28 protein-coding genes and 1 tRNA gene are annotated in these 22,376 nt (G+C 49.7%); 24 read left to right on the top strand and 5 right to left on the bottom strand.

Annotated elements, in window-relative coordinates:
* Positions 1–91 precede the first annotated feature (91 nt).
* From H8Z76_RS12195 to H8Z76_RS12115, 17 genes are all read left to right on the top strand, one after another.
* Positions 92–793: a lantibiotic protection ABC transporter ATP-binding protein gene (locus H8Z76_RS12195; protein ID WP_022516652.1), complete on the top strand. Its 702-nt coding sequence runs from the start codon at positions 92–94 to the stop codon at positions 791–793.
* On the top strand, positions 790–1,557 hold the full coding sequence (locus tag H8Z76_RS12190; protein WP_186982626.1) for a lantibiotic immunity ABC transporter MutE/EpiE family permease subunit: 768 nt from the start codon (positions 790–792) through the stop codon (positions 1,555–1,557). Before H8Z76_RS12195 ends, H8Z76_RS12190 begins: the two co-directional genes overlap by 4 nt.
* Positions 1,554–2,312 carry a lantibiotic immunity ABC transporter MutG family permease subunit gene (locus H8Z76_RS12185; protein ID WP_186982625.1) on the top strand — a complete coding sequence of 253 codons (759 nt, stop codon included), beginning with the start codon at positions 1,554–1,556 and terminating at the stop codon, positions 2,310–2,312. The genes H8Z76_RS12190 and H8Z76_RS12185 overlap by 4 nt, the downstream gene beginning before the upstream one ends.
* Positions 2,305–2,964: a response regulator transcription factor gene (locus H8Z76_RS12180; RefSeq protein ID WP_186982624.1), complete on the top strand. Its 660-nt coding sequence runs from the start codon at positions 2,305–2,307 to the stop codon at positions 2,962–2,964. The genes H8Z76_RS12185 and H8Z76_RS12180 overlap by 8 nt, the downstream gene beginning before the upstream one ends.
* Positions 2,937–4,349, top strand: coding sequence for a sensor histidine kinase (locus tag H8Z76_RS12175; protein ID WP_186982621.1), 1,413 nt, complete (start codon positions 2,937–2,939; stop codon positions 4,347–4,349). The genes H8Z76_RS12180 and H8Z76_RS12175 overlap by 28 nt, the downstream gene beginning before the upstream one ends.
* Positions 4,350–4,432: 83 nt before the next feature.
* A complete protein-coding gene (locus H8Z76_RS12170; RefSeq protein WP_147619180.1) occupies positions 4,433–5,404 on the top strand; it encodes an alpha/beta hydrolase in 972 nt (323 codons plus the stop codon).
* An 18-nt stretch (positions 5,405–5,422) separates the two neighbouring features.
* Positions 5,423–6,802, top strand: coding sequence for a hypothetical protein (locus H8Z76_RS12165; protein WP_186982620.1), 1,380 nt, complete (start codon positions 5,423–5,425; stop codon positions 6,800–6,802).
* Between the two features lie 36 nt (positions 6,803–6,838).
* Positions 6,839–7,810 carry a U32 family peptidase gene (locus tag H8Z76_RS12160; RefSeq protein ID WP_186982618.1) on the top strand — a complete coding sequence of 324 codons (972 nt, stop codon included), beginning with the start codon at positions 6,839–6,841 and terminating at the stop codon, positions 7,808–7,810.
* A gap of 27 nt (positions 7,811–7,837) precedes the next feature.
* Entirely contained in the window at positions 7,838–9,004 is a 1,167-nt protein-coding gene (gene cbiD, locus H8Z76_RS12155; protein WP_186982616.1) for a cobalt-precorrin-5B (C(1))-methyltransferase CbiD, read from the top strand.
* A 1-nt stretch (position 9,005) separates the two neighbouring features.
* Entirely contained in the window at positions 9,006–9,764 is a 759-nt protein-coding gene (gene cobM, locus H8Z76_RS12150) for a precorrin-4 C(11)-methyltransferase (protein ID WP_186982614.1), read from the top strand.
* Entirely contained in the window at positions 9,761–10,840 is a 1,080-nt protein-coding gene (locus H8Z76_RS12145) for a cobalt-precorrin 5A hydrolase (RefSeq protein WP_186982613.1), read from the top strand. The genes cobM and H8Z76_RS12145 overlap by 4 nt, the downstream gene beginning before the upstream one ends.
* A gap of 63 nt (positions 10,841–10,903) precedes the next feature.
* Positions 10,904–11,098: a hypothetical protein gene (locus H8Z76_RS12140; protein WP_186982612.1), complete on the top strand. Its 195-nt coding sequence runs from the start codon at positions 10,904–10,906 to the stop codon at positions 11,096–11,098.
* Positions 11,099–11,242: 144 nt separating this feature from the next.
* Positions 11,243–11,542: a ComEC/Rec2 family competence protein gene (locus tag H8Z76_RS12135; RefSeq protein ID WP_022516662.1), complete on the top strand. Its 300-nt coding sequence runs from the start codon at positions 11,243–11,245 to the stop codon at positions 11,540–11,542.
* 72 nt (positions 11,543–11,614) lie between these two features.
* Positions 11,615–12,385 (top strand): inositol monophosphatase family protein, encoded by a 771-nt coding sequence (locus H8Z76_RS12130; RefSeq protein ID WP_186982610.1) that lies wholly within the window; start codon positions 11,615–11,617, stop codon positions 12,383–12,385.
* Positions 12,386–12,490: 105 nt separating this feature from the next.
* Complete coding sequence (locus tag H8Z76_RS12125) at positions 12,491–13,015, top strand: spore maturation protein (RefSeq protein ID WP_022516664.1); 525 nt, start codon at positions 12,491–12,493, stop codon at positions 13,013–13,015.
* A 101-nt stretch (positions 13,016–13,116) separates the two neighbouring features.
* Positions 13,117–13,190: transfer RNA gene (locus H8Z76_RS12120), tRNA-Met, on the top strand.
* Positions 13,191–13,291: 101 nt separating this feature from the next.
* A complete protein-coding gene (locus H8Z76_RS12115; RefSeq protein ID WP_186982609.1) occupies positions 13,292–14,251 on the top strand; it encodes a ketopantoate reductase family protein in 960 nt (319 codons plus the stop codon).
* Between the two features lie 6 nt (positions 14,252–14,257).
* Here H8Z76_RS12115 and H8Z76_RS12110 read toward each other — a convergent pair whose 3' ends face one another.
* Positions 14,258–14,896 carry a hypothetical protein gene (locus tag H8Z76_RS12110; protein ID WP_186982608.1) on the bottom strand — a complete coding sequence of 213 codons (639 nt, stop codon included), beginning with the start codon at positions 14,894–14,896 and terminating at the stop codon, positions 14,258–14,260.
* A 190-nt stretch (positions 14,897–15,086) separates the two neighbouring features.
* Here H8Z76_RS12110 and H8Z76_RS12105 point away from each other — a divergent pair, with 190 nt between their 5' ends.
* The 7 genes from H8Z76_RS12105 to H8Z76_RS12075 all read left to right on the top strand — a co-directional run bounded on the left by H8Z76_RS12105 (position 15,087) and on the right by H8Z76_RS12075 (position 18,605).
* Positions 15,087–15,809: an NAD-dependent protein deacylase gene (locus H8Z76_RS12105; protein WP_186982607.1), complete on the top strand. Its 723-nt coding sequence runs from the start codon at positions 15,087–15,089 to the stop codon at positions 15,807–15,809.
* A gap of 5 nt (positions 15,810–15,814) precedes the next feature.
* On the top strand, positions 15,815–16,018 hold the full coding sequence (locus tag H8Z76_RS12100) for a DUF951 domain-containing protein (RefSeq protein ID WP_022516668.1): 204 nt from the start codon (positions 15,815–15,817) through the stop codon (positions 16,016–16,018).
* Between the two features lie 141 nt (positions 16,019–16,159).
* Complete coding sequence (rpsF, locus tag H8Z76_RS12095; protein ID WP_022516669.1) at positions 16,160–16,450, top strand: 30S ribosomal protein S6; 291 nt, start codon at positions 16,160–16,162, stop codon at positions 16,448–16,450.
* Between the two features lie 21 nt (positions 16,451–16,471).
* Positions 16,472–16,915 (top strand): single-stranded DNA-binding protein, encoded by a 444-nt coding sequence (locus H8Z76_RS12090; protein WP_022516670.1) that lies wholly within the window; start codon positions 16,472–16,474, stop codon positions 16,913–16,915.
* A 22-nt stretch (positions 16,916–16,937) separates the two neighbouring features.
* Positions 16,938–17,201 (top strand): 30S ribosomal protein S18, encoded by a 264-nt coding sequence (rpsR, locus tag H8Z76_RS12085; protein ID WP_022516671.1) that lies wholly within the window; start codon positions 16,938–16,940, stop codon positions 17,199–17,201.
* A gap of 219 nt (positions 17,202–17,420) precedes the next feature.
* Positions 17,421–17,894 carry a hypothetical protein gene (locus H8Z76_RS12080; protein ID WP_022516672.1) on the top strand — a complete coding sequence of 158 codons (474 nt, stop codon included), beginning with the start codon at positions 17,421–17,423 and terminating at the stop codon, positions 17,892–17,894.
* A 9-nt stretch (positions 17,895–17,903) separates the two neighbouring features.
* Positions 17,904–18,605, top strand: coding sequence for a prolipoprotein diacylglyceryl transferase family protein (locus tag H8Z76_RS12075; protein ID WP_022516673.1), 702 nt, complete (start codon positions 17,904–17,906; stop codon positions 18,603–18,605).
* Between the two features lie 7 nt (positions 18,606–18,612).
* On the opposite strand, the gene H8Z76_RS12070 is transcribed toward H8Z76_RS12075, so the two are convergent.
* The 4 genes from H8Z76_RS12070 to H8Z76_RS12055 are packed head-to-tail and all read right to left on the bottom strand — an operon-like array spanning position 18,613 to position 22,375.
* The gene (locus H8Z76_RS12070) at positions 18,613–19,686 is read right to left on the bottom strand and encodes a PHP domain-containing protein (protein ID WP_022516674.1); all 1,074 of its coding nucleotides are present in this window, start codon (positions 19,684–19,686) and stop codon (positions 18,613–18,615) included.
* A gap of 14 nt (positions 19,687–19,700) precedes the next feature.
* On the bottom strand, positions 19,701–20,720 hold the full coding sequence (locus H8Z76_RS12065) for an ABC transporter ATP-binding protein (RefSeq protein WP_186982605.1): 1,020 nt from the start codon (positions 20,718–20,720) through the stop codon (positions 19,701–19,703).
* A complete protein-coding gene (locus tag H8Z76_RS12060; protein ID WP_022516676.1) occupies positions 20,717–21,526 on the bottom strand; it encodes an ABC transporter permease in 810 nt (269 codons plus the stop codon). Before H8Z76_RS12060 ends, H8Z76_RS12065 begins: the two co-directional genes overlap by 4 nt.
* A complete protein-coding gene (locus tag H8Z76_RS12055) occupies positions 21,527–22,375 on the bottom strand; it encodes an ABC transporter permease (RefSeq protein WP_022516677.1) in 849 nt (282 codons plus the stop codon).
* Position 22,376: the final 1 nt, after the last annotated feature.

Here is a 22,376-nt window from a genome sequence, read left to right as displayed (position 1 = left end):
TTTTTTAATATCAGATTAATGATATTTTCCTTATAAATTCCTTAGAAATATCCGGTATCCTGTAAGCACAAAAAGAAACAGGGAGGAATTTATGAGTAAAGCGATTTTAAGAACAAAGCAGCTTTCCAAACAGTTCGGGAAGCAGAAAGCCCTGGACCGGGTGACGTTAGCGATTCCGGAAAACTCGGTATATGGCCTGCTCGGAGCAAACGGCGCGGGAAAATCCACGTTGTTAAAAACCATGACGGGGATTTTGACACCGACTGCGGGCAGCCTGTATTTTGACGGACATGTGTGGAGCAGAAAAGATCTGGGAAAGATCGGCTCGCTGATTGAGACACCGCCGATCTATGAAAATCTGACAGCCCGGGAGAATCTCAAAGTGCGCGCGCTGATGCTTGGCGTGCCGGAAAGCCGTATCGAAAAAGTGTTACAAACCGTGGATCTTACGCAGACCGGGAAAAAGAAGGCGGGAGCATTTTCGCTTGGCATGAAACAGCGGCTTGGGATCGCCACCGCACTGCTGGGAAATCCGAAGCTTCTGATCCTGGATGAACCGACCAACGGGCTTGATCCGGTCGGGATCCGGGACTTAAGGGAACTCATAAAAAGTTTCCCGGGGCAGGGAATGACGGTTCTTGTTTCGAGCCATATTTTAAGTGAGATCCGGCAGATGGCGGATCATATCGGGATCTTATCGCATGGCAGACTGGAATATGAGGGCAGAGTGGATCAGGGCGCGGATCTGGAAAAGCTGTTTTTGGACATTGCAGAGAGGGGGCGTGTGCGATGAAACAATATTTTTTAGCGGAAAAGCTCAAATACCGGCATACGTTTCTGCCTTTTCTTGTCGTGGCAATGCCGCTTATGACCTGTCTTCTGGCAGCGTTTCTTACCGGAAATTATTTTGCCGTAGACAGCTTTAACTGGTGGTATATGATGATGTTTCCCGGCATGACCGCAATTATCTGCGCGGTGGTCGGGGGCAAGGATAAAAAACAGCAAAACCGCACGATCTTTGCGCTTCCGGTGGATATTGAAAAGGTGTGGGATGCCAAAATCCTTACAGCGGCAGGCATGACTGCGATCGCAAATGGAATTTTGCTTGCCGGGGCTGTGGCAGGAAACTTTTGTCTGACGGAGATGTTTTCCTATACCATGGTGGGGATGCCGGCAGTCCGGATGCAGATTGTGGCGGCAGGCGTGATCTGGCTTACCTCGCTCTGGCAGATCCCGTTTTGCTTATGGATGTCCCAGAAGTTCGGGGGATTTCTGATGTTTTTGCTTCACCTTGCAGTGTATATGGTGCTTGCGGGCAGCCTGTCGCTTGACGCTGCTTTTTTTCTTTTGCCGCAGGGGATCACGGCGCGTCTGATGTGCGTACTGTTAGAGATCCTGCCAAACGGACTGATCGCAAAAGAGGGGCAGATGACGTGGAAGCCGGAACTTATGGAGCCGCGCGCCGTGCTTTTGGGGATGGCGGCATCGGTGCTCTGGTTATTTCTTCTCCGGGCGGGGAGCCGCAGGTGGTTCAAAAGGCAGGTGGAAAAGGCATGAGAGAGACAGGAAGAGCGTGGAAAGCGGAACTTTTAAAGATGCGGCATAGTGGATGTTATTCCATGCATATCGCAGGGGCGGTTTTGCCGGCGGTGGCCTTTTTATGCTATTACGCGTCATCAAACTGGAGTGTGATATTGCAGGTTTCGGGATTTTTTGAAGCAGTCGGCATCGCGTTTCCGGTGGTCATCAGTATTTTGTGCGCCAAAAGTGTCGCGGTGGAGGAAGTCGGACACTTTCAGACGTTTCTTGGAACGACGACGCGGCGCGCGTATGCGTTTCTGGCAAAGTGGATGGCGCTTTTGATACTCGCTTTTTTCGCAGTGTTTGGTGCTGTCGGCATTTTGGCGGCGGGGGAATGGTCTTTCTTAAAAAATACGGAGATTCCTCCGGTGGTCTATGCGGTCTCGGCGCTCCTTCTCTGGGCAGGCAGCATTCCGCTGTATGCGGAGCATCTTTTTTTGAACTTAAGATTTTCAAGGGCAGTCTCCATGGGAGCGGCAGTGACGGAAAGTCTGGTCTCGGCGTTGTTTTTAACCGGACTGGGGGATGGCATCTGGCAGTTTGTCCCGGCGGCTTTCAGCGCAAGGGGAAGCATGACGTATGTTACAGTGGCACTTTACCCGGAAGCGGATGTTTATACAAAGGCGCAGCTGTGGCAGAGCGCAGTCACGGGTGGATTGATTGGGGCTGCCGTTTGTGTCATAATCATGGTATGGTTTCATTTTTATGAGGGAAGGCACTGTGATGACTAGAATACTTGTAATCGATGACGACAGAGGAATTTTGCGTCTGATCGAGCGGACGCTGCAAAAAGAAGGATACGATGTGACGACCGTCGAAGATCCGGAAAAGTTAGAGATGGATCACTTAAATTGGTACCAGCTTATCCTGTTGGATGTGATGATGCCGGGGATCGACGGCTTTACGCTCTGTGAGAAGATCCGGGATAAGGTGGACTGTCCGATCCTGTTTGTGACGGCGAAATCCGAGGAAAAGGATCTGATGATCGGACTTGGCGTCGGCGGGGATGACTATATCATAAAACCGTTTGGCATCGGGGAGCTGCGGGCGCGCGTGGCGGCGCATCTTCGGCGGGAACTGCGGGAAAAAAAGCATCTTGTCACGATCGGTGAGGTGGAGATTTCTTTGCAGGCAAAGCAGATTTTCTGCAAAGGACAGCGGATCTTTCTTACGAAGAGCGAGTACGCAATCTGTGAGTATCTGGCGTTAAACCGGGGACAGGTGTTTTCCAAAGAGCAGATCTATGAGCATGTGTTCGGATATGACGGGGAGGCGGACAGTTCCGCGATCACCGAGCACATTAAAAATATCCGGGCAAAATTTCAGAAATCTGAGGTTTCTCCGGTGGAGACGGTATGGGGGATCGGGTACAGATGGAAATAAAACGAAAAAAGAGAGAGGTCACGCTTGCGGGGCTTTTTACCAGATATACGGTGATCTTCTGTGTGAATATCCTGCTCATTTTTGTGATTCTGATCGGTGTCATCTGCCTGTTTCCCTTGAGCAGTCTGTTCCTTCCGGCAAATTATGCGGAGGAGCAGATCGATGAGAGACGGGACGCAATCGCGGAGGCAGACGTGGTAACCTCCGATCTTATCCCGAACCGGTGCAGCTACGGCGTGTATGATGCGGATGGATGGTATCTGTATGGAAATTTTGCGGATGAGGAAAAAGAGCCGGCGTGGAAGCATTACGAGGAGGAGCGGTCATCGGCGGGCGGAACTTTCTATTATCAGTATATCCGGCGGGAGAGCGGGGAGGTCTGCATTGTAAAATACGCGCTCCATTTGCAGTTCGCCAATGAAAAGTTAAACGATCATCTGCCGAATGCGGAGGGAATTTTGATCGTTGTTGTCCTTTTTTTGTTTGTGCTGCTGCTTCTTGCCAATGCAGTGCTTGTGTCGCGGACATTTGCGAAAGTACTGAAAAAAAGATTGAAGAAGCTGGAGCGTGTCACGAAAAAAATCGCAGATCAGGAACTGGATTTCGAGATCGAGGCATCGGATATCAGAGAGATCAATACCGTTATGGACTCGTTTGAAAAAATGAAGCGGGCGTTAAAAGAGTCGCTGGAGCAGCAGTGGAAGCTGGAGCAGCAGAAAAAAGAGCAGATGGCGGCACTGGCGCACGACATCAAAACACCGCTCACCGTGATCCGCGGGCATGCGGAGCTTCTGGCGGAGGAAACACTGCCGGATGAGGCAGGGGAGAGCACGGCATACATTCTTTCCAATGTGCAGCAGATCGAGGACTATCTTGCAGCCATGCGGCAGGTACTGGACGGCGGCAGTCTCCCCGAGCAGCAGGAACGGTTTTCGGGGGAGGAAGTAAAGGAACTGCTTTTTGATATTGCAAGGCAGACGGCGGCGGCGCAGGGCAGTTTTGTCTTGTTTTCCGGTGAAAAAACAAAAGGCGGGGTGATCTGTGACCGGCAGCTTTTGATCCGTGCGTTTGAAAATATACTGAGCAATGCGTTTGCGTATGGCGATACGGAAAAAGGGATCCGCCTTTCGGTTGCGGAAAATTGCAGAGAGGGGGAACAATTTTTAAAAATTTCGGTCCATAATTTCGGAAGAGGTTTTTCAAAGCGGGATCTGATTTACGCGGATCAGGAATTTTACAGTGGAGATGAAAGCCGCCACGACAGCACGCATCAGGGGCTTGGACTTGCCATCGTAAGGAAATTTGCGGCGGCGCAGGGCGGGTATCTGGAATACCGGAATGAAGCGGGCGGAGCGGTCGTGGAAGTGTATTTGAGGGAAAAATAAGCGCCCCGAAAAAGTTGATTTCCCGGCAGCAAAAATGGTATGATGGTAGTTATTGAAATAAAACTACAAATGGGAGGAACGTTATGAGAAAAAAGATTTTACCGAAACTGCTGATCGCGGTGGTCGTTATTTTACTGGCGGCAGATTTATTTATCAGCAATTACTTAGTCAACTACGCGATCGGACGGAGTGGAGACGGCGGCGACAGGGAAGTGTCACTGGATGTGGAGACACCGGGAGAAGGCGTTGAAAAGACGATCGCGGACAACCGGGCATTACAGCAGACAAAAAACGAGGAATTTTTAGCGGAGCATCCGGGAGAAACGGTGGGGATCACATCGGATGACGGACTGGCATTAAACGGAGTATATTATGAGAATACGGACAGCCATCTGTGGGTGATCACACTGCATGGTTATCGCAGTGATCACCGCGCGGGTGTTGCGGCGGCGCAGCATTTTTATGATGCGGGGTATCAGGTGCTTTCGCCGGATCTGCGCGCCTGTGGGGACAGCGAGGGCGATTATGTCGGTATGGGCTGGCTTGACAGAAAGGATGTACTTGACTGGGTGGACTGGGTCACCGGACAGGATACATCGGCAAAGATCGTACTCTACGGAGTTTCCATGGGGGCGGCGACCACGATGATGACTTCCGGGGAAGATACACCGGATCAGGTGTGCGCATTTGTTGAGGACTGCGGTTACACGAGTGTATGGGATATCTTTTCCAATGAGTTAAAGCTCCGGTTCGGGCTTCCGGAATTTCCGGTTCTTTATAGCGCAAGCGCGCTTTCTTCCGTGAAAGCCAGGTATTCGTTCAAGGAGGCATCTGCGTTAAAACAGGTTGCATCCTGTGAAAAACCGATGATGTTCATCCACGGAACGGCGGATGATTTCATTCCCTATGAGATGATGGATACCCTGTATCAGGCAAAGCCGGGGGATAACAAAACGAGCCTGACGGCGGAAGGGGCTGGACACGGCGAGGCGATGTATGTGTTGGGAGACGCTTACTGGGAAAGTGTTTTTTCATTTCTCGGGCAGTACATGTAAGGAGGAAATCCGATAACAATGATGTTTCCGTTTGCGCTGATTTCAGGTTATATAACAGAGGATTTCGGACAGCGTCTGGAAGTGCGGATCCTGGAACTGGAAGAAGACAGGGCGGTGTTTCGGACGGCGGACCGGATCGGAACCGTTTCCCGGCTGGAAGTTTATTTTTATGATGACAGAGCGGGGCAGTATGACGGGATCGTGCTGGAACATCCGGCGGTGACAGAAATTTTGTCCAAGCGGGGGGCGGATCCGGCGCGGCAGTTCTATTTCGAGTATGAAGTACAGATCGCGGAGGAAAGCTACAAAAAAGCGGTGCAAAAGCTCTATGTGGCATACGACCATTATATCCAAAAGAAACTTGCGGGCGATGATGCGGCGCTTTCGGAGGATTATACCGGATACCCGGCGAAGCTGGATGATGTGATCACGACGGATTTCGAGAAACAGCGCGCGGCGTGGTTTGGTGACATCGACACGGAGGCGGTTAAGGCGTCCGGGCTTCTTTTTGCACTGCGGGAGCATCAGGCAGAACTGGCGGTAGAGCTGGATCGTCCGGAGCTGTATGAGCGATATCGAAAGGAAGCGGCAGAGGTATTCTACGAAAATTACTGGAAAGAGCATGGACTTTCCCGTCATCCGCTTGCGCAGTATCTGCCGGGGCGCCTTTACATTGGCAATCAGTTCTGTCCGCATCTGCTTCCGGACTGGGAGAAATTAAAAGAGCTTTTCGATAAGGCGAAGCGGGAACATTTAAAGATCACGCTGGTGTTTTCCTATCTGCGGGAAGAACGGATCGCGGATACAAGAAAGCTTTTGGATCAGATCGCGGCATGGTGTGACCGGGCGCAGACCCGGATCGAGATCGTGGCGGGCGACTGGGGAATGCTCTCGCTGATCTGCGAGGGGGGAACCTGGTTTGAGCCGGTGTTTGGAGTCCTTTTAAACAAACGGAGAAAAGATCCGCGCGTGCGTTACAAGATCGGGGTTTCCGGTGTGAATGAGCCGCCGGCGGACAATGCGCTAAACAGTTCATTTTACCGGGCATATCTGAGGAAAACATATGGGATCACGCGCTTTGAACAGGAATCTTGTGGATACTGTATACAATTACCGGAAGGGAAAAACAGTATCCACTTTCCGTTTTATCAGACCAATACGTCCCAGTACTGTCCGCTTTACGCGAGGTGCAGAGAAGGGAGCCGGGGCAGACAGCGGGAGACGGAGGTCTGTCCGCGTTATTGCGGGGACTATGTGTTTTCCTATCCCGATCATCTGCATATGGTCGGAAGATATAATTCGCTGTTTTCGTATGACACACAGATACTGACGGAAAATACGCTGCTTTTTTCTTATATTGCGCACGGAGCGGACCGCATTGTGCTAAATTTGATGTAAGAATATCAGACGTAAAAACGAAGGAGATGGAAGGTTGTGAAGATCGTATCCGGGCTTGGCTCTTTAGATGAATATATTCCGTTTGCCGAGGCGGGCGCAGATGAATTTTTCTGCGGCTATGTTCCATTTACCTGGAGTAAAAAATACGGAACCATGCAGCCGTTAAACCGGCGCGAAGTCATGAATTACAACGTTCAGATCGGCGCGTTCGAGGAACTGAAAATATTAAAAAAGATGGTGGACTGTTACGGTGTGCCGGTGAAACTTGCCCTGAATTCCCTGTATTACACAGGCGAGCAGTATAAGGAGATCGCAGAACTTATCGACGCGTGTATGCAGATCGGATTTGACACGTTTATCATTGCGGATCCGGCGTTGATCCTATACCTGCGGGAACAGAAAATCTCCTGCAACATCCATCTGAGCGGGGAATGCGCCGAGATCAATTCCCTGTTTTTAGCACAGATCGCAGAATTTGATATTCGCCGCGTGATCTTTCACCGGAAGAACAGTATTGCGCAGATGCGGGCGTGCATTGTAAAATGCAGGGGAGAGATCCCGGAATATGAGGCGTTTTTCTTAAACGAGATGTGCCATTTTACCGGCGCGTACTGCAATTCCTTTCACTGTGATGAGTTTGCGCATCTGTGCCATGTGCCGTATGAACTTGGAAACGTGGATGGGCGAAAGAAAAGCAGTCTGGCGGCAGCGGAAGAAATGCCCGGGTTGTGCGTGGAAACGGAACCGGACGGCTATGTGACCGGGGCGACCGGCTGCGGCTTGTGCGCGTTATATGACTTAAAAAAAGCGGGGGTCACGCATTTAAAGATCGTGGGACGCGGCAATTATGCGGAGTATGCAAAGCGGGACATTATGCAGGCGAGGCGGGCGCTTCGGATCCTTGCGGAAGTCGAAAGCATGGAAACCGGGCAGGCAGCGCAGTATCAAAAGCGGGTACGGACCGAACTTTTCCGGGGCGGATGTATGAAAAACTGTTATTATTTATAGATACGGATGGAAGGAAGCGGGGAACCGATGCGTTACGGATTCACAACGGGAAGCTGTGCGGCTGCGGCGGCAAAGGCAGCAGCATATATGCTTTTAACGGGAAAAGAGAAAAAAGAGATCACGATCGAAACGCCGAAAGGCATCCTCTATCACGCGAAGATCTGTGATCCGGTGCGTGGGGAGACGAAAGTCTCGTGCGCCGTGCAAAAGGATGGCGGGGATGACCCGGATGTCACGACCGGGGCACTCATCTATGCGGCAGTCTCGTTTCAGGACGGTATAAACGCGGAGGATCAAAGTGAGCACGTGCGGGAAAAAGAGCCTGTGATCACGATCGACGGAGGAAGCGGCGTTGGCCGTGTGACCCGTCCCGGGCTGGATCAGCCGATAGGAAACGCGGCGATCAACCATGTGCCGAGAGAGATGATCGAAAAAGAGGTGTGTGAGGTTTGTGTGGCATTGGATTTCCATGGAGCGCTTGCGGTGGAGATCTCAGTGCCGGGTGGCGAGGAGCTTGCAAAAAGCACGTTCAATCCGAGACTGGGGATCGTTGGAGGCATTTCCATCCTTGGAACAAGCGGCATTGTGGAACCGATGAGCGCACAGGCACTGCTTGATACGATCCGCGTGGAACTAAGGCAGCACCGGGCGCTTGGAGAGCAGTTAGTCGCGGTTTCGCCGGGAAACTACGGGTTGGATTTTATGAAACGGACGTATGATTACGATCTTGACCGCAGTGTCAAGTGCAGCAATTTCATCGGACAGACGATCGACATGGCGGTGGAGTACGGATTTACGCACATGCTCATGACCGGTCATATCGGCAAACTCATCAAAGTCTCGGGCGGGATCATGAATACCCATTCGAGGGAGGCGGACTGCCGGATGGAGCTGCTCGCGGCTGCGGCGCTTATGGAAGATGTGCAGGCAGATCTGGCAAGGAAGATCCTGGGCTGTGTGACGACGGAGGAAGCACTCGCTTTTCTGAAAGATGCGGAAAAACTGGAAGCAGTCATGCGCCGTGTCATGGAAAAGATCTGTTTTTACTTAAATAAGCGCGCCGCCGGGAAAATGGAGATCGAATGTATTTTATATTCCAATGAATTTGGAGAGCTTGCGGCGAGTGAGCATGCGCATGAACTGCTTGTTTCGATCAAACAGCAGGGATTGGCGATCATGAAAGGAGAAGGCTGATATGGTTTATTTTGTGGGAGCGGGAACCGGTGCGCCGGATCTCATCACGGTGCGCGGCAGGCGCTATCTGGAACAGGCGGACGTCATCATTTATGCAGGTTCGCTGGTCAATCCAGAACTTCTTTCTTATGCGAAGAAGGATTGTGAAATTTTTAACAGCGCGACCATGACGTTGGAGGAAGTCATTGCCGTGATGGAGCGGGCGGAACAGGAACAGAAGATGACCGTGCGTCTGCACACAGGGGAACCGAGTATTTACGGAGCGGTGCGGGAGCAGATGGACATCCTCGATGAAAAGGGGATTTCCTATGAGAGCTGTCCGGGCGTCAGCGCGTGCTTTGGCGCGGCGGCGTCCTTAAATCTGGAATACACGCTTCCGGGGATCTCGCAGTCGCTTATCATCACGCGGATGGCGGGAAAAACGCCGGTTCCGGAGAGAGAGAGCATCGAGAGCTTTGCTGCACATGGAGCATCCATGGCGATCTATCTGAGCACCGGAAGACTCGGGGAGCTCACAGAGCGGCTTGTCACCGGCGGCTATCCGGCGGATACGCCTGCGGCTCTTGTATACAAGGCGACCTGGCCGGAGGAGGAAGCATACCTTTGTACGCTGGCAGAACTGGAAGAGACCGCGCGTGTACACAATATCACAAAGACTGCGCTCGTCCTCGTCGGAGAGGCGGTCGCGCATCGGAGCTATGAGCGCTCAAAGCTGTATGACCCGGATTTTGAGACGGAATTTCGGAGGAAGAGATCATGAGGACGGCGGTCATCAGCTTTACAAAAAAAGGGCGTGCGCTGTCGGAAAAAATCCGGGATGTGCTAAGTGCGGATGACGAGATCCGGCTTTATACCGGTCAGAAAAAAGCGGGAGAGACCGAAAGAGAATATCTGGATGCACATGGGATCTGTTCCCTAAAAAAACCGCTGGCGGAGTGGGCAGGTGAGCAGTTTGAACAAAAAAACGTGCTGATCTTTGTCGGGGCGTGTGGAATCGCGGTGCGCGCGATCGCGGGCGCAGTGCGCGACAAATTAAAGGACAGTCCGGTGCTTGTCGTGGATGAGTGCGGACAGTATGTGATCCCGATCTTATCCGGGCATGTCGGAGGCGCAAATGAGATCGCGGAGCGTCTCGCGTCACGGCTTTCTGCGACTGCGGTGATCACAACGGCAACGGATGTGAATGGAAAATTTGCGGTGGATGTATTTGCGCGGGATCATGCGCTTGTAATTTTGGACCGCCGGGGGATCGCGAAAATCTCGGAAAAAGTCTTAGAGGAGGAGACGGTCACAGTCTCTGTGGCACCAAAGTTTCGGGGGCTGCTTAAAGAACTGCCGGAGGAGTTCGCGCAGGAGACTTATCCACCGGATGGACAGACAGACCTTGTGATATCCACAGAAAAAGAGGCGCTTGCCTACGCGGTACTTCCGCTAAAGCCAAAGGAATATGTACTTGGGATCGGCTGCAAAAGGGGAAAGACGGAGAACGAGATTGCGGCATTTATCCGGGAAAAACTGGATGCGCTTGGCATTACGGAAGAAGATGTTGCCGGGATTTTTTCCATTGACCGGAAAAAGGAGGAAGCGGGTATCGTGGGATGGGCAGCGCATCAGGCAGTTCCCTATCACACGTTTTCCGCAGAGGTTTTGAAACAGATATCCGGTGCGTTTGCGTCCTCGGATTTTGTAAAAAAGACAGTCGGTGTGGATAATGTCTGTGAGCGGTCGGCACTCGCGGGCTGTGAATCCTACGGCGGAGGAGAACTGATATTGAAAAAGCAGGCGCGGGACGGGATCACGCTTGCGGTTGCAAAAATACGGGCAGCAGTCGGTTAGAAGAAGAACTTCTGACCGGCTTTTTTTTACCTTCATGTCGGGAAAAAGAAAGAATCTGGTAAAATGGAAAAAGAGAGGTTTCTTTCTCTTAAAGGGAATCATTCTTGCGGCAGTGCTTTTTATCACGCTGTTTCCCATCTGCTGGCTGGTAAAAACATCCATCAGCCCGACGGAGGATATCCAGAGCGGAATGGTATTTCCGATAAAAAACGTGACATTTTCACATTACAGACAGCTTTTCGTGGAAAAGGGATTTGACACGGCGTTAAAAAACAGTCTGATCAACGCGGTCGCGGCGCTTGTGCTGTCGCTATCGTTTGGACTTGCAACGGCATATATCCTGGCGAGAAAGCGCTTCCGTTTTGGGATGCGCCGGCCGATACGCAGGTTACGGGATATCAGATGCGCAGGGAAGCGCTCCGTGCAGAGACGTTCAAGGTGGGGCATCACGGGCAGGCAAACGCACTGGATGAGGAACTTCTTGGCGCAGTTGCGCCGAAGTATGCTATAATCAGTGCATCCAGCGACAGACGCTATGAGAGTGCGGCACCGGGAGTCCTTTCGATGCTTCATGCGTACGGGACAAAAACGTATTTTACCGATGTCCCGGATGTGCCGCCGTACACAGACGGGCTCATGCCGCATGCGGGGGTGGCTTTTGCGGTCGCGCCGGATGGGAGCATGTCGGTGCGCTATCTGTAGAGATGACTGCGGATCTTAAGCGGAATGCATCGCGTCTCTGTCGTAAAAAAGAAAAGTGAGAAGGAAAGGGATATGGTTGAAACAGAAAAGATTATAGAAGTCGTAAAGCGGACAAAACCGTTTTTCCGGGACAGGGAGGCGGTGGGAAATATCCGTGTCAAGGGACTGGCGGATTACGCGACACAGGTCGATGACGGTGTGCAGAAATTTCTGGCGGAGGAATTAAAAAAAATGTATCCGGATATCGGATTTCTCGGGGAAGAGAGCTATGCGGGCGAGCAGGTATCAGGCAGGATGTGGATCGTAGATCCGGTTGACGGAACGACCAATCTGATCCATCACTACCGCCAGAGCGTGGTGTCGGTGGCGCTTGCAAGCGAAGGTGAGATCGTACTCGGGATCATCTATCATCCGTACACGGAGGAGCTTTACTGTGCTGAGGCGGGAAAAGGCGCGTATAAGAACGGCGTGCCGATCCATGTAAGCCCCGTGAAGGAGCTTTCCCACAGCCTGATCGCTGTCGGAACCAGTCCGTATTATCATGAATATGCCGCAGACAATTTTGCCGTGTTTCAAAAGATCTTTTTACAGTGTGAGGATATCAGAAGAAGCGGTTCGGCGGCGTTTGACCTCGCGCATGTGGCAGAAGGCAGCACAGAGGCGTATTTTGAGCGGAATTTAAAAATATGGGATTACGCGGCAGGGCTGCTCCTCATCAGAGAAGCGGGCGGGGATGTGACCGATTACGAGGGAAATCCGATCCGGCTAACCAGCACGATCAATAACATTGTCGCGGATAACGGACACCTCGGAGAAGAAATCCGCGCGATCATAAACGAATAGATGGCTGCACGCATGTCAGTGGAGGATTTCGGCATAAGTCATGCATAAGAAGCGGCGGCAGTGGAATAGAATGTAACAAATGACAGGGATCAGGAGTGAATTTCTATGAAGCTGCTGCTTTTTTTGTCGGACGCGATCATCCCACTGCTTACTTTTTATATCGTGGGAATGGGGCTTTTGAATCATCAGAACATTTATGACCAGTTCATCAAGGGGGCGGCGGAGGGATTTAAGACGGTGATCGGTATCCTGCCGACACTGATCGGGCTCATGGTTGCGGTCGGTATCCTGCGCGCATCCGGTTTTTTGGACTTTCTGGCAGAGCAGCTTTCTGTTTTTACAGACCTGATCCATTTCCCGTCCGAGTTACTGCCGCTTGCACTGGTAAAAATGTTTTCCTCCTCGGCGGCAAACGGACTCACGATCGACATTTACAAGGAGTATGGAGCGGATTCTTATCTGGGCAGGGCGGCGTCTTTAATGATGAGCGCAACGGAAAATGTTTTTTATACGATGTCATTATATTTTATGACAGCAAAAATAAAGAAGACCCGGTATACGCTTGCGGGAGCACTGCTCGCAACAGGAGTCGGCATCGCGGCATCCGTGTGGCTTGCGGGAAAATTTTAGAAAAAAAGTTGTCATAAAGCGGTTTTTTACTGCATATCCTATATAGAAAGCGAAAGAAATTTGACATTCTCTTTCATAAGGGCTATAATAAGCAATGTTGACGCGGGGTGGAGCAGTCTGGAAGCTCGTCGGGCTCATAACCCGAAGGTCACAGGTTCAAATCCTGTCCCCGCAACTAAAAGCATCGTTACAGAACCATTGGAGTCTGCGGCGGTGTTTTTTTTGTAATGGTGACGGGAAAAGAAATTGAATGAAAACATAGCAGGAGGAAAAGAAATGAAGATAAGATCAGTTGCGGTTTTGGGAGCCGGTGCGGTTGGTTCCTATGTGATCTGGGGACTTTCCGAGAAAAACGATCTAAAGTTAGGCGTTGTCGCGGAAGGAGAGCGCGCCGGACGCCTGAAACAGAACGGATGCAGGATCAACGGTGTTACTTATCGTCCGCAAGTTTGGACACCAAAGGAAGCGCATGGCGTGGATCTGCTTGTTGTCGCGTTAAAATACGGAGCGCTGCCGGGGGCATTGGAGAGCATACGGGAAGTCACAGGGGAGAATACGGTCATCATGAGTCTTATGAACGGAGTGGACAGCGAGGAACTGATCGCGGAAAAGGCAGGCAGCTCCCATATGCTGTATTCGCTGATCAAAGTGGCGTCCCACAAAGAGGGTGAGGGTTACTGCTTTGACCCGGATACTACGATAGGGATCGTTTTCGGCGAACTAAGTGCGCCCTATGACAGTGACCGCGTGCGTGCGGTGGAAGAGCTTTTTGCGGATACCGGGATTCATTTCCGTCACACGGAGCACATAAGGGAAGAGATATGGAGCAAATTCCGGCTCAATGTCTGCAACAATCTGCCACAGGCGATCTTAGGCGCGGGCGTAGGCTGTTATCAGGACAGCGTACATATGAAGGCAATCAGTGACGGCTTAAGACAGGAGTTAGAAGCGGTTGCGGTGGCAAAGGGAATTGATATGAATAAGGCAGCCGGGTCATCCGTACACGGAAGCGCGGTTCCGCCATCGGCACGCTACTCGACACTTCAGGATATTGATGCGGGGCGGCATACGGAAATCGACATGTTTTCAGGCGCATTGATAAAAATGGGAAAAGAACTGGGGATACCGACGCCGTATAACGAGTACACCTACCATATGATAAAAGCATTGGAAGAAAAGAATGACGGACGCTTTGATTATACGGGGAAAAAGGAAAAGACAACCTGCGCGAAATAATGCTCATTACCAGTTGATCCGGATGAAATCATCCAACCAGTTGGCGATATAGAGTGAGAGATCATAGCCAAGCAGTGTGACCAGAGCATATCCTGCAATCATCCAACGGGACATTTTTTGCTTTCCCTTATGCAAAAGGAAAAACAGACAGACTATGGAAATCAGAACAGAAACAAACGCTGGCAAATAGGCCAATGCAGAGCATCCGACCAGCTGTGCCAGATACTGCCCGGTTTCATATTCGTCTTCTTTCCATACGTTCCCTGTAAATAATGGAACAAAAAGCACATATATGCATGGAATCAGACGCAGCATGCTGTTTGTAACTGCAATCGGCCAACTGATTTTTTGACTCCATCCATGCAATCTGCATGCACAGAATGTTCCTGCTGATGCAAGTAAAAGTGTTATCGGCACTCCAAAGTCCAAAAGACTCTCGGATGCATTGCGGTACGTTGCGCGAAAATCCACATCTTTTGGGTATTTATAAATATCTCCTACCCGGTTAAATCCAGTACTGCATGAAATACCGCGCAGATGATTGGCAAGTCCATGACCACATTCATGTAAAAAGATTGATATTAAAAAGACTATAATACATATGACCAGCCATCGAAGACCGTTTTTAATAACTTTTCCAGCCATTGTTACCTCCACATTCCGTTTGACACGTATTTTCATTCTAGCACAAAAATAAACGCGGTGCTATCTATGTATTGTTCTTGAGTTTCCGCCCTAAAATGAAATTTTAGGAGAATGTATGTTATATGAAAATAAAAGATCAGCCGGGCGAAAAATATGCTATGATTGTTTTAAGAGTGAAAGGAGCGATTCTATGGGAGAAATCGAACAGTTACAAAAGATCATAACAGACAGTGATAATATTGTTTTCTTTGGGGGAGCAGGCGTGTCAACCGAGAGCGGGATACCGGATTTCCGCAGTGTGGACGGGCTGTATCATCAGAAATATGACTATCCGCCTGAGACGATCTTAAGCCACAGTTTTTACATGAGTAAAACAGAGGAGTTTTACCGTTTTTACCGGGATAAAATGCTCTGCCTTACCGCAAAACCGAACGCGGCGCATAAGAAACTGGCGGAACTTGAACAGGCTGGAAAATTAAAGGCGATCATAACGCAGAATATCGACGGACTGCATCAGGCGGCGGGAAGTAAAGTGGTGCTCGAATTGCACGGAAGTGTACACCGCAATTATTGCAGACATTGCGGAAAGCTTTTTGATGCCCGATATATTTTAAACTCCACCGGGATCCCGACCTGTGACGCCTGCGGCGGACAGATCAAGCCGGATGTCGTTTTGTACGAAGAGGGGCTTGACCAGAAGACGCTTGAGGACGCGGTGCGCTACATCAGTGAAGCGGATGTGCTCATCATCGGCGGCACATCACTTGCGGTATACCCGGCGGCAGGGCTTATTGATTATTACCGCGGAAATAAGCTGGTGCTGGTCAATAAGTCTGCGACACCGATGGATGCGAGAGCGGATCTTCTGGTGCAGGGTAGTATCGGCGAGATCTTTTCAAAGATAGAGGTGTAGGAAATATGGAAGAACGACGGATTTATGAAGTTGGAGATATTGTGCGTTTGAAGAAGCAGCATCCCTGCGGCAGCAGCGAGTGGGAGATTTTGCGTGTCGGAGCGGATTTCAGGCTGAAATGCATGGGCTGCGGACATCAGATCATGGTGCCGCGCAAGCTTGTGGAGAAGAATACCAGGGAACTGCGGCATGCCGGAGAAGAAAAATAAGAAAAAACGATAAAAAGTATAAAAAAACAGAGAAAATGCTTGAAAGCAGCAGGCTGGTATGTTATCATATAACCTCGTGATACTAATAAATTCCTTGCTCCCCACAGGTTGAGGGGCCAGAGACCAAAAGGAGGTAACAGCATGAACAAATACGAGTTAGCACTTGTTGTTAATGCAAAGATCGAAGATGACGCCAGAACAGCTACGGTTGAGAAGGCAAAAGAGTACATTACCCGTTGTGGTGGTACGATCACAAATGTAGATGAATGGGGCAAGAAGAAACTTGCTTATGACATTCAGAAAATGAGTGAAGCATTCTACTACTTCATCGCTTTCGATGCAGAACCAGGTGTTCCGGCAGAGATTGAACAGAATGTCCGTATCATGGACAACGTTCTTCGTTTCTTATGCGTTAGACAGGAAGAGGCATAAGCAAAAGAAGGAGATCGCGGTATGAATAAAGTAATACTGATGGGACGTTTGACCAGAGATCCTGAGGTACGTTATTCCCAGGGTGAACAGGCAACAGCAATTGCGCGATATACAATCGCAGTAGATAGAAGATTCCGACGTGACGGAGACGGTCAGACAGCAGATTTTATCGGCTGTGTGGCATTTGGACGTCAGGGAGAATTTGCAGAAAAATATTTCCGTAAGGGAACGAAAGTCCTTATTACGGGAAGAATCCAGACCGGCTCTTATACGAACCGTGAGGGACAGAAAGTCTATACGACAGATGTAGTCGTAGAAGAACAGGAATTTGCAGAAAGCAAGGCGGCAAGCAATGAAAATGCCGGATACGCACCTGCAGATAACCGTCCGTCACCGAGCGCGGCGGCTGGAGATGGCTTCATGAATATTCCGGATGGAATAGATGAAGAGTTACCATTTAACTAAATCTAATTAGGAGGTAATAGTCATGGCTTTTAATAAATCAGACAGAGGCGATGCGCCAATGAGAAGAAGAGGCGGAATGCACAGAAGAAAGAAAGTCTGCGTATTCTGTGGAAAAGACAACACAATCGATTACAAAGATGTGAATAAGTTAAAGAGATACATCTCTGAGAGAGGAAAGATCCTTCCGAGAAGAATCACAGGAAACTGTGCAAAGCATCAGAGAGCTCTTACTGTAGCAATCAAGAGAGCACGTCATATCGCTTTAATGCCGTATGTAACAGATTAATTCAGAGCTTGAATTTTTTAGGATATCTGCATGATCCGCAAAGGACACGCAGATATCCTTTTTTTTGTACTAGCAACGAGGAAAATGGCAGGAACGCCATTTGAAGACAATTAATCAGAACAAAATGCGCGCGTGCAGAATGGGGGTAGACGCGGAAGTAAGGTTTCTTTATAATAAGAATAGAAAAATTTGTAAGAATCAGGGGAGAGAGGAGTTGTTATGGAACCATATAATGGAATGCCGAATCAAAGTAAAAAAATAATGACACCGCAGGATAAAAAGAAGGCAAACGAGCTGTGTATTTTAAGCCTCGTTTTGTGTTACGGACCAACGGTGCTGTCGATGCTGTTTTCGATCATATATGTAATGATCGCAGATATCCGCATATTTCAACCGTTTGTTGATCTGGTCAACAGCCAGGGAGCATGGATCAACGGTGTCGTGGTGCTGTTAGAAGGGATACGTTTTATCTGCTTTGTGGTGGCGATGGCGCTTATGATCGTGGTGCGCGTGAATTATCCGGACAGTACGTTTGGAAAAGTGATCATGTGGATCTATATTGTGCAGATCATCCTGATTGTAGTAGGGGTCATTGTGGCAGTCATAGCGTGTGGCGTGATGATAAACAGCTGTATTTATGGAATACGGGGCTGCGGAGAGATCGGATATCTTTTGGGATGCATCTTACATTAGGTGGCGGAAATGACAATCGACTTATCGTACTTTGACCGCTGGGTCATTGCGCCCTACGCGATCTGTCTTTTCGGTTCGGTGCTGATCGGACTGGTTTACATTGCGGTCCGCATAAAGCGCAGCGGGATAAAGACGGAATACATCATGTATATCCTGTTTTTGGAGCTGATTTCCATTCTGATATGCGGGAATTTTCTTGCGTCGGTGATGCAGCAAAAAACTCCGCGCGAGGCAGGATTTACCAGCCTTGGCGGAGCCGTAGGAATGCTTCTTGGGGTTTGGTTAAATAATGTGATCTTTAAGGAAAAAAGAACAGAGATAACGGAGACCTGCATTACGGCATTACCGCTCATATACAGCATAGCAAAGCTTGGCTGTCTGTTTGGCGGATGCTGTGGAGGTCTCCCCTATACGGGACCGTTTGCGGTCAGATACCTGCGGAATGGGCAGATCGTTCAGGCGGATTCCATTCCGGTGCAGCTGATCGAGACGGTCGTATTTCTGCTACTGTTTTTTTTGTTTTTCCGATGCAAAAATAAGATCGGCGCCGCGCAGATGATCATCCTCTGTAGTGTGGCAAAATTTCTGACAGATTTTTTGCGGGATGTACACAAGGATGCCGTGATTTCCCAAAATCAGGTCGGATGCGTGGTTGTCATCGTGGCGGCGGCGTTTATTTGCGTCAGGAAAAGACACAGGCGTGTGGCTTAAAAACAGGTTAAAACACGATCGGATTGGTCCAGGCGGTCTGTCCGAGCGTGTTTTTTACTTCAATGCGCACATATTCTTCCTGACCGGTCAGCGGGATGGATACATGGCGCAGAGGGATCTGATTTTCCATCATGACCGTCCGGCTGCTTCCGATGCAGCCGCCGCAGATGAAATTGACGCGCTCGGCGTCTTCACAGTCTACATACACTTCTCCGTTTTGGATGCCCCACTGCGTGATGACGGCACCGCTCGACGAATAATAATTTCCGTTCAAAAGATTTTTTACAATACTCTCATGATCCAGTTCCTCGGATTTTACCATTACAAAGCCGCCAAAGCTGTCGCCGAAAGTACCGCCGTTGTGGTTGTCGTCGGAGGCAAAGCAGGAAATTTCATTTCCATGGCGGAGCATGGTGTCAAAGAAGACGGTGTCTTCGCCTTCCGCGCATTCATTGACCGTGTCATAATTGTAGCATTCGATCGCCCAGATCCCCTGGAGATCTTTCACCTCGTCAATATCCACACGCGACCAGATCGGATGGTTGTAGGTAGTGAAGCAGCCCTTTTTCTTTAAGTTGTCGGATAAGGTCTGTGCGGCCGTTTCCCCGTCCCAGTGGTCAAAATAGATACGGATCGGATAAAGCTGGTCAGAGGTAAAAACATTGGTTCCGGCATCTTTTTGCATCTGTCTGGTTCCCAAAATGCCATGGATGTGGTGGGCTTTTTTGACCCGGACGCCGACTCCTTTGGTGCGGAGTTCCATGAGTTCTTTAAACGTCATGTCACAGTAGCCCCGCTTTTGGGTTTCAGGATCTAAGAGATCGGAAAGATTTTCGGATGAGATCAGGTAGGTACTCGCTTCCAGTCCCGGAAGCGTGATGAAATCATCGCGGTCTAACTTTGTGCGGAGATCCGTATAGTAGTCGTGCTCGGAAAAGCAGAGAAAGGAATAGCCGTGTTCTCTGTAATACGCGGCGGACTGCTCCGGTGTCAGACGTCCGTCGGAATTGGTCGTGTGAGAGTGCAGATTTCCCTTGTACCAGGAGCCGGTTTCGGAAAACATTTTTGTTGCAGGTTTCATGTAGATATTCCTCCTTAATCTTCAAGAGCCAGACAGTTGCGCTTTTCCAAGGAAAGCCATACGTCCTGGTCATTTTTGTATAGAGCAAAACTGCGGAACAGCGTGTCCACTTTAAACGTGATGCCGTTTACATCAATGTGGTAATGCAGCGTGTTTCCGACGGAGCGGTTGTTTATGATCCTTCCGTGCAGAGTATGTGTGAGGTCGTTTTCTTCCGGCTTCTCGGTTGAGATCTGGATCGTTTCCGGGCGGATCGCAGTCATTTTGTTGTCCGTCGGCGCGGTATGGAACGCCTGTAAAAATTCATCCGGGGAAAGGACATTATAATGTCCGATAAAGCTCGCCGCGAACCGGGTCTTCGGTTTGGTGTAAAGTTCGATCGGAGTGCTGACCTGCTCGATCTTTCCCTCGTTTAAAAGGCAGATGCGATCCGACATGAGCATCGCTTCGTCCTGATCATGCGTGACAAAGATGGTAGTGATGTTTAATTCCTGTTGGATGCGTCTTATCTCTATCTGCAGATTTTTGCGGAGTCTGGCATCGATCGCGCTTAACGGTTCGTCCAAAAGCAGGACCTTCGGGCGGGATACGATCGCTCTCGCGAGGGCGACACGCTGCTGCTGGCCGCCGGAGAGATTTCCGGGATATGCCTTTTTCTTATCGGTCAGACCAACAATCTTTAGTACCTCCTCGATCCGTTCTTTCTGCTCGGATTTTGAAATTTTCTGGATCGTGAGCGGAAAAGATAAATTGTCCCAGACGGTCATGTTCGGGAAGAGAGAGTACTGCTGAAAGACCATTCCGATGTTTCTGGTCTGGGCAGGTGTTTCCGTAACATCCTTACCGTCTAAAAGAAATGTCCCGCCATCAATGGTCTCCAGGCCGGAAAGACAGCGTAAAAGCGTGGACTTTCCGCATCCCGACGGGCCGAGCAGGCTTACAAATTCGCCCTGTTCGATCGTGAGCGAAATGTTTTTTAATACTTCATTTTTATCAAAAGATTTTTCTAAATTTGAGATTTCCATGTAACTCATCTGGTGTGCTCCTCCTTATTCCCCTGAGGGGTGTTTTTTGCCGCAAATTTATGGACGGTCAGATTGATGATCATAGTTAATACCAAAAGGATCACAACGCCGGCGCTGAATGACTGCAGATCGGTATTCCGGTTTTTGTACAGGTAGGTCTGTACGGTCTCATACTGTGAAGACGCAATGATCTTGATCAGGGCGAAATCCCCGAATAGACCGGAAAAACTGATGAGCGCCGTATTCATAAGACCCGGCAGGACCGTAGGGACAATGATCTTTACAAAGCCGTAAAACTTGTTGGCACCAAGGATAGAAGCGGCTTCTAAAAGCGTTTTCGTGTTTACCGCGTACAGGCTGTTTCGGATGCCCTGATAGGTGAGCGGAAGGCAGAAAATGCAGTATGCGCAGATCAGCATGATGATCCGGTTGGAAAATATGGTGCCGGTTCCCGCGTAAGTGGACAGGATCGAAGTGGCAAGAATGATGCCGTTGATCGTAGTCGGTATGATACAGCAGACCTGAATGTATTTTTCCATGCGCGGGAAATACACGATCGTCGCGAAAAGCGTGAGCAGAATGATGATGTTCACGAGGATGACCGGGAGCGCCGATATAAAAATGCCGCGGAGGATTCCGAAGAAAAAGGCGGAATCGGTAAATTTATCCACATAAAACCGGAACGTCAGATTTTCCGGAAAAATGGAAGTCCATCTCCCGGCAAATGAGTAGATAAAGGAAACTGTCAGTGGAAGGAGTAAAAATAAGGCAACGATGATCTGCCAGATGGATCCGGCAATACGGTTCTTTTTCATTTAATCCCTTCCTTTCTGAAAAAATTTTTTGACCAGGTTGGTGCAAGCCAGCACAAGCAGCATGATAAGAAGCATGACAATGGATAACGCACTGCCAAGTTCCGGGCGCTGTCTGACATCTCCCACAAACATATCGGTGATCTTGATCGGCAACAGCGGAACACCGTTGTTTACTAACAGATACGGGGTGGTATAAGCGATCAGCGCATTTGCGAAAAGCATATTGACGGTACCCATGATGGAGGGCATCATGATCGGAAGCCCGATCTTTCGCCAGAAACGGAAGGCGCTGCAGTTCATAAGCAAAGCGGCTTCTTTCCATTCTTTTCTGATCTCCTGAAAAGCCGGGAGCAGCAAAAGCGTGCCCATCGGGATCTGGAAGTAAACAAAAATAAGGAACATTCCCTTTAAGGAATACAGGTTGTAATTGGCAAGCCAGGAAATGCCGGCATTTTTTCCGATCAGAACAAACACGCCAGCCGTTCCGAGGAGCGTGATAAATGCCAGCGTGAGAGGCAGCCCGGCGAAGGTGGAAGTGAGATTCAAAAGTGACAGATACCACCGCTTTTTTTGTTTGGATGAATGGGTCAGTGCGAGCGCAAGGAAAAAATCAATGACGGTGCCAAGAAGTGTTGCGCAGACGGCGATCCAGACGCTGTTTTTGATCGCAACCAGATAACTGGTTTTGGAGAAGATCTCGATATACCAGTCTAGTCCGGGATGTCCTTCTCCGGTGGAAAAGCTCTTTGCGAACATCTGAAAAAACGGTACAAACAGGAAAAAAATGATTAAAAGGAAAAAGGGCAGAAAAAAGCCCAGTTTCCTCCAGTTCTTCTTTAAATATTTCATA

The organism is Roseburia yibonii (assembly GCF_014297335.1).
GTDB lineage: Bacteria > Bacillota > Clostridia > Lachnospirales > Lachnospiraceae > Roseburia_D > Roseburia_D yibonii.
The sequence above is the reverse complement of the archived record's forward strand: the minus strand, read 5'-3'. Positions and strand labels throughout refer to the sequence as shown.

What these genes read in the sequence shown, in the direction of transcription:
- H8Z76_RS12090 (WP_022516670.1), top strand. Translation starts at nt 16,472, where the DNA reads ATGAATAAAGTAATACTGATGGGACGTTTGACCAGAGATCCTGAGGTA.
- H8Z76_RS12055 (WP_022516677.1), bottom strand. Translation starts at nt 22,375, where the DNA reads ATGAAATATTTAAAGAAGAACTGGAGGAAACTGGGCTTTTTTCTGCCC.
- H8Z76_RS12080 (WP_022516672.1), top strand. Translation starts at nt 17,421, where the DNA reads ATGGAACCATATAATGGAATGCCGAATCAAAGTAAAAAAATAATGACA.
- H8Z76_RS12165 (WP_186982620.1), top strand. Translation starts at nt 5,423, where the DNA reads ATGATGTTTCCGTTTGCGCTGATTTCAGGTTATATAACAGAGGATTTC.
- H8Z76_RS12070 (WP_022516674.1), bottom strand. Translation starts at nt 19,686, where the DNA reads ATGAAACCTGCAACAAAAATGTTTTCCGAAACCGGCTCCTGGTACAAG.
- H8Z76_RS12065 (WP_186982605.1), bottom strand. Translation starts at nt 20,720, where the DNA reads ATGAGTTACATGGAAATCTCAAATTTAGAAAAATCTTTTGATAAAAAT.
- cbiD (WP_186982616.1), top strand. Translation starts at nt 7,838, where the DNA reads ATGCGTTACGGATTCACAACGGGAAGCTGTGCGGCTGCGGCGGCAAAG.
- H8Z76_RS12140 (WP_186982612.1), top strand. Translation starts at nt 10,904, where the DNA reads ATGGAAAAAGAGAGGTTTCTTTCTCTTAAAGGGAATCATTCTTGCGGC.
- H8Z76_RS12185 (WP_186982625.1), top strand. Translation starts at nt 1,554, where the DNA reads ATGAGAGAGACAGGAAGAGCGTGGAAAGCGGAACTTTTAAAGATGCGG.
- H8Z76_RS12190 (WP_186982626.1), top strand. Translation starts at nt 790, where the DNA reads ATGAAACAATATTTTTTAGCGGAAAAGCTCAAATACCGGCATACGTTT.
- H8Z76_RS12110 (WP_186982608.1), bottom strand. Translation starts at nt 14,896, where the DNA reads ATGGCTGGAAAAGTTATTAAAAACGGTCTTCGATGGCTGGTCATATGT.
- cobM (WP_186982614.1), top strand. Translation starts at nt 9,006, where the DNA reads ATGGTTTATTTTGTGGGAGCGGGAACCGGTGCGCCGGATCTCATCACG.
- H8Z76_RS12175 (WP_186982621.1), top strand. Translation starts at nt 2,937, where the DNA reads ATGGGGGATCGGGTACAGATGGAAATAAAACGAAAAAAGAGAGAGGTC.
- H8Z76_RS12145 (WP_186982613.1), top strand. Translation starts at nt 9,761, where the DNA reads ATGAGGACGGCGGTCATCAGCTTTACAAAAAAAGGGCGTGCGCTGTCG.
- H8Z76_RS12105 (WP_186982607.1), top strand. Translation starts at nt 15,087, where the DNA reads ATGGGAGAAATCGAACAGTTACAAAAGATCATAACAGACAGTGATAAT.
- H8Z76_RS12115 (WP_186982609.1), top strand. Translation starts at nt 13,292, where the DNA reads ATGAAGATAAGATCAGTTGCGGTTTTGGGAGCCGGTGCGGTTGGTTCC.
- H8Z76_RS12125 (WP_022516664.1), top strand. Translation starts at nt 12,491, where the DNA reads ATGAAGCTGCTGCTTTTTTTGTCGGACGCGATCATCCCACTGCTTACT.
- H8Z76_RS12100 (WP_022516668.1), top strand. Translation starts at nt 15,815, where the DNA reads ATGGAAGAACGACGGATTTATGAAGTTGGAGATATTGTGCGTTTGAAG.
- H8Z76_RS12075 (WP_022516673.1), top strand. Translation starts at nt 17,904, where the DNA reads ATGACAATCGACTTATCGTACTTTGACCGCTGGGTCATTGCGCCCTAC.
- rpsF (WP_022516669.1), top strand. Translation starts at nt 16,160, where the DNA reads ATGAACAAATACGAGTTAGCACTTGTTGTTAATGCAAAGATCGAAGAT.
- H8Z76_RS12180 (WP_186982624.1), top strand. Translation starts at nt 2,305, where the DNA reads ATGACTAGAATACTTGTAATCGATGACGACAGAGGAATTTTGCGTCTG.
- H8Z76_RS12195 (WP_022516652.1), top strand. Translation starts at nt 92, where the DNA reads ATGAGTAAAGCGATTTTAAGAACAAAGCAGCTTTCCAAACAGTTCGGG.
- H8Z76_RS12135 (WP_022516662.1), top strand. Translation starts at nt 11,243, where the DNA reads ATGCGCAGGGAAGCGCTCCGTGCAGAGACGTTCAAGGTGGGGCATCAC.
- H8Z76_RS12170 (WP_147619180.1), top strand. Translation starts at nt 4,433, where the DNA reads ATGAGAAAAAAGATTTTACCGAAACTGCTGATCGCGGTGGTCGTTATT.
- H8Z76_RS12130 (WP_186982610.1), top strand. Translation starts at nt 11,615, where the DNA reads ATGGTTGAAACAGAAAAGATTATAGAAGTCGTAAAGCGGACAAAACCG.
- rpsR (WP_022516671.1), top strand. Translation starts at nt 16,938, where the DNA reads ATGGCTTTTAATAAATCAGACAGAGGCGATGCGCCAATGAGAAGAAGA.
- H8Z76_RS12060 (WP_022516676.1), bottom strand. Translation starts at nt 21,526, where the DNA reads ATGAAAAAGAACCGTATTGCCGGATCCATCTGGCAGATCATCGTTGCC.